The 7,852-nt window shown below is 58.7% G+C and carries 5 protein-coding genes; all 5 read left to right on the forward strand.

Features of this window, described 5'->3' with window-relative positions:
• Positions 1-1,380: antiporter (locus ACJWXQ_RS00195; RefSeq protein ID WP_406671896.1), on the forward strand; the 1,380-nt coding region annotated here is incomplete at its 5' end.
• A gap of 82 nt (positions 1,381-1,462) precedes the next feature.
• Entirely contained in the window at positions 1,463-5,212 is a 3,750-nt protein-coding gene (locus tag ACJWXQ_RS00200) for a nitrate reductase subunit alpha (RefSeq protein ID WP_406671897.1), read from the forward strand.
• Positions 5,209-6,759: a nitrate reductase subunit beta gene (gene narH / locus ACJWXQ_RS00205; RefSeq protein WP_346049662.1), complete on the forward strand. Its 1,551-nt coding sequence runs from the start codon at positions 5,209-5,211 to the stop codon at positions 6,757-6,759. The genes ACJWXQ_RS00200 and narH overlap by 4 nt, the downstream gene beginning before the upstream one ends.
• On the forward strand, positions 6,756-7,496 hold the full coding sequence (gene narJ / locus ACJWXQ_RS00210) for a nitrate reductase molybdenum cofactor assembly chaperone (RefSeq protein ID WP_346049660.1): 741 nt from the start codon (positions 6,756-6,758) through the stop codon (positions 7,494-7,496). The genes narH and narJ overlap by 4 nt, the downstream gene beginning before the upstream one ends.
• Before the next feature lie 17 nt (positions 7,497-7,513).
• The coding region (gene narI / locus ACJWXQ_RS00215) for a respiratory nitrate reductase subunit gamma (protein WP_406671898.1) at positions 7,514-7,852 on the forward strand (339 nt) is incomplete at its 3' end.

Raw genomic sequence — 7,852 nt, forward strand, 5'->3', positions numbered from 1 at the left:
ACGCTGCGTATCCCGGCCTCGTTCATGATACGAATTGCCGGGGGCCGAAATACCGTATTCTTTACCACGGCATTGATGCTGCTCCCTTGCCTGGGTGCCTGGCAGGCGCTGCAGAATCCGGATACGCCCCTGTGGGTTTTCCAGCTGCTCGCCTTCCTGTCCGGTATCGGCGGCGGCAACTTCGCCGCATCCATGAGCAACATTTCCAATTTCTTCCCTAAGCGCCAGCAAGGCCTGGCCCTGGGATTGAACGCCGGCCTGGGTAACTTTGGCGTCACCACCATGCAGATCCTCATCCCACTGGTGATGATCGCACCGGTCTTCTGGCTGCTTTCCGGGGACCCCATGACCCTGGAACGGGCCAGCGGCACCCTGATTGGTCGAATCGAAGCCGGTACGGAAACCTGGATTCAGAATGCACCGCTGGTATGGGGACTACTGATCATCCCCGCGTGCATTGTCGCTTGGTTCGGCATGAACAACCTTCGCACAGTTACCCCCAGTCCGGGTCATCCCTTGCGCGCCTTCGCTACATTGACCGGACTATATGCGGCGGGTTTTCTGACCGCGGCCATTGGCCTTTACCTCTTCCTGCCCAGACCGGTAGGCCTTGGCGTCCTCAATATGTGGCTTGCTCTACCGCTCATCATTGTGCTGACGCTGGGGCTTCTACGCATCATGCCCGGCGAAGTCATCCGCCCCGGGATCAAGCGGCAGTTTACGATCTTCAGTGACAAACACACCTGGTCAATGACGATCCTCTACATTCTTACTTTCGGGTCGTTCATTGGTTTCTCTGCTGCGCTTCCTCTTTCCATTGAGGTTATTTTCGGCTACATGAACGAAGTCCAGGCCGACGGCTCGGTGGAACGGGTCGCCAATCCGGATGGCCCCAGTGCCTTGACCTTTGCCTGGATTGGCCCGTTTATCGGCGCCCTGATTCGGCCCATCGGTGGCTGGCTATCTGACAAGGTGGGCGGCTCCATCGTGACTCAGGCGATTTCAGTCGTCGTGGTCATCGCTTCAGTTGCCGTGGGTTACGTGATGATGCTCGCCTATGGATCTGAAGCACCGCATGAGTACTTCGCGACCTTCCTCATCCTGTTCCTGATCATCTTCGCTGCCTGCGGCATCGGTAACGGCTCTACATTCAGGACAATCGGCGTGGTGTTCAGTCAGGAGCTCAAGGGTCCTGTACTGGGCTGGACATCGGCGGTGGCCGCTTATGGGGCATTCATTGCACCGCGGGTAATGGGTGAACAGATTGAAGCAGGCAGCCCGGAAGTGGCCATGTATGCCTTCGCTGCATTCTACTTCGTCTGCCTTTTCATCAACTGGTGGTTCTATCTTCGGAAGAACGCCTACGTCAAGAATCCATAAAGCGGGAAATAACGATGAGTCAGTTGATACTTAAATCCAAAGTCGTGCCTGACGGGCAAATCGGCCTGCAAGGAGTCAAAGCATGAGTCATTTTCTCGACAATCTGACCTTTTTCAAAAGGGAGAAGGAAACCTTCTCCGAAGATCACGGCGTCAAGACCGACGAAAGTCGGCGCTGGGAGGACAGTTACCGTGCTCGTTGGCAGCATGACCGAATCGTACGTTCCACCCACGGGGTGAACTGCACCGGATCCTGTTCCTGGAAGATCTACGTCAAGAACGGCCTGGTCACCTGGGAGACCCAGCAGACCGATTACCCGCGTACCCGCCCGGGCCTGCCCAATCACGAGCCCCGTGGCTGCGCCCGAGGTGCCAGCTATTCCTGGTACATCTACAGTGCCAACCGGGTGAAATACCCCATGATCCGCCGCCGCCTGCTGGAACTGTGGCGGGAAGCGAAGCAGAGTCACAGTGATCCTGTGAACGCCTGGCAATCCATCGTGGAAGACCCGAAGAAGGCCGAAAGCTACAAATCCCGGCGTGGCCTCGGTGGTTTTCTAAGGGCCGAGTGGAATGAGGCCAATGAGATCATTGCGGCGGCCAATATCTACACGGCGAAGCAATTCGGACCTGACCGGATCATCGGCTTCTCGCCGATCCCGGCCATGTCCATGGTCTCCTACGCCGCCGGTACCCGCTACCTGTCGCTGATCGGCGGCACCTGCATGAGCTTCTACGACTGGTACTGCGATCTGCCGCCGGCTTCGCCCCAGACCTGGGGTGAGCAGACGGACGTGCCCGAGTCTGCCGACTGGTTCAACTCCACCTTCCTGATGATGTGGGGCTCCAATGTGCCCCAGACCCGGACGCCGGATGCTCATTACATGACCGAGGCCCGCTATCGCGGAACGAAGACAGTCACGGTGACGCCGGACTATTCCGAGGCATCCAAGTTCGGTGACATCTGGCTCAACCCGAAACAGGGCACCGACTCTGCCCTCGCCATGGCCATGGGGCATGTCATCCTCAAGGAATGGCATGTGGAGGGAAAGAGTGAATACTTCGATGACTATGTCCGCAAGTACACCGACCTGCCTGGCCTGGTGATGCTGGACGAACAGGACGGCCGGGTGGTACCGGGCCGTTATCTGCGTGCCTCGGACCTGGCCGATAACATGGGCCAGAAGAACAATCCCGAGTGGAAAACCCTGGTCCGCGATGAGAGCAGCGGCAAGATCGTGGTGCCGCGCGGCTCCATCGGCTTCCGCTGGGGCGAGGAAGATCGCCGCTGGAATCTGGAGACCCTGGATGCCGATGGCAATGAGATCCGCCCCCAGCTCAGTGAGATCGACAGCAAGGACGAAGTGGTCACGGTGGCCTTCCCCTACTTCGGGGGTGGCGGCAATGCCCACTGGTCACACACCGAGCATGATCCTGTGCAACTTCGCAATGTCCCGGCCCGCAAGGTCAAGCTGGCCGATGGTAGCGAAGTCAAAGTCGCCACGGTCTTCGACCTGATGGTAGCCAACTACGGCATCGACCGGGGCCTGGGCGGTGGCAATGTGGCCGCCAGCTATGACGACGACGTGCCTTACACCCCAGCCTGGCAGGAACGTATTACCGGGGTACCGCGAGAGAAGGTCATCGCCGTAGCCCAGCAGTTTGCCGAGAACGCCCACAAGACCAAGGGCAAGTCCATGATCATCATTGGTGCCGCCATGAACCACTGGTACCACATGGACATGAACTACCGGGGCGTGATCAAGATGTTGATGATGTGTGGCTGCATCGGCGTCTCCGGCGGTGGCTGGGCCCACTATGTGGGGCAGGAAAAACTCCGTCCCCAGCCGGGCTGGACGCCACTGGCCTTTGCCCTGGACTGGAACCGTCCGCCACGGCATATGAACTCGACCTCATTCTTCTACAACCATACAAGCCAATGGCGGCATGAGAAGCTGGAGATTGGTGAAGTCCTCTCCCCCCTGGCCAAGGAAAGCGACTTCCAGGGCCACATGATTGACTTCAACGTCCGAGCCGAGCGCATGGGCTGGCTGCCTTCCGCACCCCAACTCGGGCGGAACCCCCTGGAGATCGGGAAGGCCGCCAAGGCGGCTGGGAAGGACCCCAAGGACTATGTGGTTGAACAGCTGAAATCCGGCGAGCTGGGCTTCTCCTGTGAAGACCCGGACAACCCCGCCAACTTCCCGCGCAATATGTTCGTGTGGCGCTCCAATCTCCTGGGCTCGTCCGGCAAGGGCCATGAGTACTTCCTGAAGTACTTGCTGGGCACCGAGACCGGCCTGCAGAACAAGGACCTGGGTGACGAAACCGACAAGCACCCCCGGGAAGTCAAATGGCGGGAAGCCGCCCAGGGCAAGCTGGATCTTCTGACCACCCTGGATTTCCGCATGTCCACCACCTGCATGTATTCCGACATCGTCCTGCCAACTGCTACCTGGTACGAAAAGGACGACCTGAATACGTCGGACATGCACCCTTTCATCCACCCGCTGACCGCGGCCGTGGATCCGGCCTGGGAATCCCGCTCCGACTGGGATATCTACAAGGGCATTGCCAAGCGCTTCGCGGAACTGGTTCCCGGTCATCTGGGAACCGAGACCGATGTAGTGACCCTGCCCCTGTTGCATGACTCGCCTGCGGAGCTGGCCCAGGCCCTGGATGTGAAGGACTGGAAGAAGGGCGAATGTGAGCCCATTCCGGGCAAGACCATGCCCAACATCGTACCGGTGGAGCGGGATTACCCGGCCACCTACGAGCGCTTCACCGCGCTTGGCCCTCTGATGGAGAAAGCCGGCAATAACGGCAAGGGCATGCAATGGGATACCAGTGAGGAAGTACAAGCGCTGCGGGATCTCAATGGCATCCAGAGCAAGGGTTCCGCCAAGGGTCAGCCGAAGATCGAGACAGCGGTGGATGCCGCCGAGACGGTGCTCATGCTGGCACCCGAAACCAATGGCAAGGTGGCCATGAAGTCCTGGCAGTCTCTGTCTGAAAAAACCGGACGCAGCCATACTCATCTGGTGGAAGGTCATGCGGCCGAAAAGCTCCGCTTTAACGATCTCAAGGCTCAGCCACGCAAGATCTACACCTCCCCCATCTGGTCCGGCATTGAATCGGAGAAGGTGAGCTACAACGCCGGCTGGACCAATGTGAACGAGATGATCCCCTGGCGCACCCTCACCGGCCGTCAGCAGTTCTACCAGGACCACCTCTGGATGCGGGCCTTTGGGGAGCAACTCTGCCTTTACAAGCCGCCAGTGGATCTCAAGACAACCGATGCCATGGAAGGCAAGCGCTCCAATGGCAACAAGGAAGTGGTGCTGAACTTCATCACGCCTCACCAGAAGTGGGGCATCCACAGCACCTATACCGACAACCTGCTCATGCTGACCCTGTCGCGGGGTGGTCCCATCATCTGGATGAGCGAGACCGATGCGGCCAAGGCAGACATCAAGGACAACGACTGGATTGAAGCCTTCAACATCAACGGTGCAATTACCGCCCGGGCTGTGGTGAGTCAGCGGGTTCCGGAAGGCATGTCCATGATGTACCACGCCCAGGAGAAGATTGTGAACACCCCCGGCTCGGAAATCACCGGCATGCGAGGCGGCATTCACAACTCCGTCACCCGAGCGGTGCTCAAGCCCACCCATATGATCGGGGGCTATGCCCAGCAGAGTTATTTCTTCAATTACCACGGAACCGTCGGTGCCAACCGTGATGAATTCATCATTGTCCGCAAGATGGACAAGGTGGACTGGATGGATAACGACGATGCCGGCGACGCCATGTATCTGGAGGGTGCCAAATGAGAATTCGAGCGCAAATTGGCAAGGTACTGAATCTTGACAAGTGCATCGGCTGTCACACCTGCTCGGTGACTTGCAAGAATGTCTGGACTTCCCGCGAGGGTATGGAGTACGCCTGGTTCAATAACGTGGAAACCAAGCCTGGCATTGGTTACCCCAAGGAGTGGGAAAACCAGGACCGTTGGAATGGCGGCTGGGTACGGAAATCCAATGGCAGCATTCAGCCCAAGATCGGTGGCCGCTGGCGAATCCTGGCGAACATCTTCGCCAACCCGGACATGCCGGCCATTGACGATTACTACGAGCCCTGGGATTACGACTACGGCTTCCTCCAGAATGCGCCGGACACCAAGACCATGCCCACGGCCCGGCCGCGCTCGGCCCTGACCGGCAAGCGTATGGAGAAAATCGAGTGGGGCCCCAACTGGGAGGAGATTCTTGGCACCGAGTTCAAACACCGCGCCAAGGACTACAACTTCGAGGGTGTGCAGAAGGAGATCTACGGGCAGTTCGAAAACACCTTCATGATGTACCTGCCCCGCCTCTGCGAGCACTGCCTCAACCCCACTTGCGTGGCATCCTGCCCCTCTGGAGCTATCTATAAGCGGGAAGAAGACGGCATTGTCCTCATCGACCAGGAGAAATGCCGAGGCTGGCGGATGTGCGTCTCCGGTTGCCCCTACAAGAAGATTTACTACAACTGGAAAACAGGCAAATCCGAGAAGTGTATCTTCTGCTACCCGCGCATCGAGGTGGGTGAGCCAACCGTCTGTTCTGAAACCTGTGTGGGCCGGATTCGCTACCTGGGCGTGCTGCTCTACGACGCCGACCGCATCGAAGGGGCCGCCAGCGTGCCCAATGAGCAGGACCTCTACGAGGCTCAGCTGGATGTCTTCCTGGATCCCAATGACCCGGAAATCATCGCCGAGGCCCGCAAGCAGGGTATTCCTGAGAACTGGATTGAAGCGGCCCAACAGTCGCCGGTCTACAAGATGGCCATGGACTGGAAGGTCGCCTTCCCATTGCATCCGGAGTACCGAACCCTGCCCATGGTCTGGTATTGCCCGCCCCTGTCGCCCATTCAGTCGGCGGCAGACGCCGGCAAGATCGGCTTCAACGGTGAGATTCCGGACGTGGATGCGCTACGGATCCCGGTACGTTATCTCGCCAATATGCTAACTGCGGGTGAGGAAGAGCCCGTCGTTCTGGCCATGGAACGCATGCTGGCCATGCGCGCCTTTATGCGGGCACGCCATGTGGATGGTGTGGAAAAGCCGGAAGTGCTGGAGCGGGTCGGCCTGGACGTGGAGACCGTGGAAGACATGTACCGTTACATGGCCATTGCCGACTACGAAGATCGCTTCGTGATCCCCACCAACAAGCGGGAGAACTCTGAATCCATCTACGATGGTATCAGTGAGCGTGGCGGCTGCGGCTTTAGCTTCGGTGGTGGCTGTGATGCTGGTCACAGTGACCCGGATGTCTTCGGTGGAAAACCGCTAGCACAGCGCAAGTTCTTCCCCATCAAAGCAGACAGGGAGAAGGCATGATGCTTACGCTGAAAGTCATATCCAGGCTCATGGCCTACCCTAGCGAGGAGACCGTTCAGGCTGCTCCGGAGATGCTGAAGGCACTCCGAAAAGAGCAGGCACTGAGCCAAGAGCGGATGACGACGCTGGAGGCATTCATCCAGCGCCTACAGGAAGCCCCGCTGATGACTTTGCAGGAAGAGTATGTGGCCCTGTTTGATCGGGGCCGCCATCTTTCCCTGCATCTTTTCGAGCATGTCCACGGTGAGTCCCGTGACCGGGGACAGGCCATGGTGGAGCTGATCAATTACTACCGTGAATCCGGCCTGGAACTGGATGCCCGGGAGCTGCCGGACTATCTGCCTCTGCTGCTGGAGTTTCTCTCCACCCGTTCCAGGGAGGAAATTCAAGCCATGCTGAATGACGCCATGGCCGTGATCGTGCTGCTCGGCGCCCGGCTGAGAGAAAAGGCTTCCGACCGGGCCGTGCTATTCGAGGCTCTGGTGGAAATCGGTGGTGAACCGGCCGAAGCAAAGGCCATGCGGGAGCAGGCTGCGAAGGAAGGCCCGGATGAAACCATCACCAAGATGGATGAAATCTGGGAAGAGGAACAGGTCACCTTCATGGCCAACCACGATCCGAGTCAGTCGGGCGAGGGCTGCCCCATCTCGCAAAGCGGCAAACCGCAACAGGAGGTTCCCATCCAATGGATGGAGAAACCCGGCCAATCACCATCCAACGGCGCTGGCCGTAGCTGACTGTCGGAGGACACATCATGGAAATCTATCTGAACCAATTCTTCTTCGGCGTCTTTCCCTACATCGCTGGCGCCATCTTCATCCTGGGTTCCCTGCTCCGTTATGAGCGGGGCCAGTACACCTGGCGGGCCATGTCCAGCCAGACGCTAAACAACAGCCGAGCCTTCCGCTGGGGCAGCGTGATGTTTCATGTGGGCATCATTTTGCTCTTCTTCGGGCATCTTTTCGGGCTGCTGACACCGCCGGAGGTTTATCAGGCCATCGGCATCACCACGGCGGCCAAGCAGCAGATTGCCATCTGGGCCGGTGGCATCTTCGGCATGATCTGCCTGGCCGGGATGACCATTCTGGTATGG

Origin of the sequence: Natronospira sp., from assembly GCF_007134575.1 — a bacterium.
GTDB classification, from domain to species: Bacteria; Pseudomonadota; Gammaproteobacteria; order Natronospirales; family Natronospiraceae; genus Natronospira; species Natronospira elongata.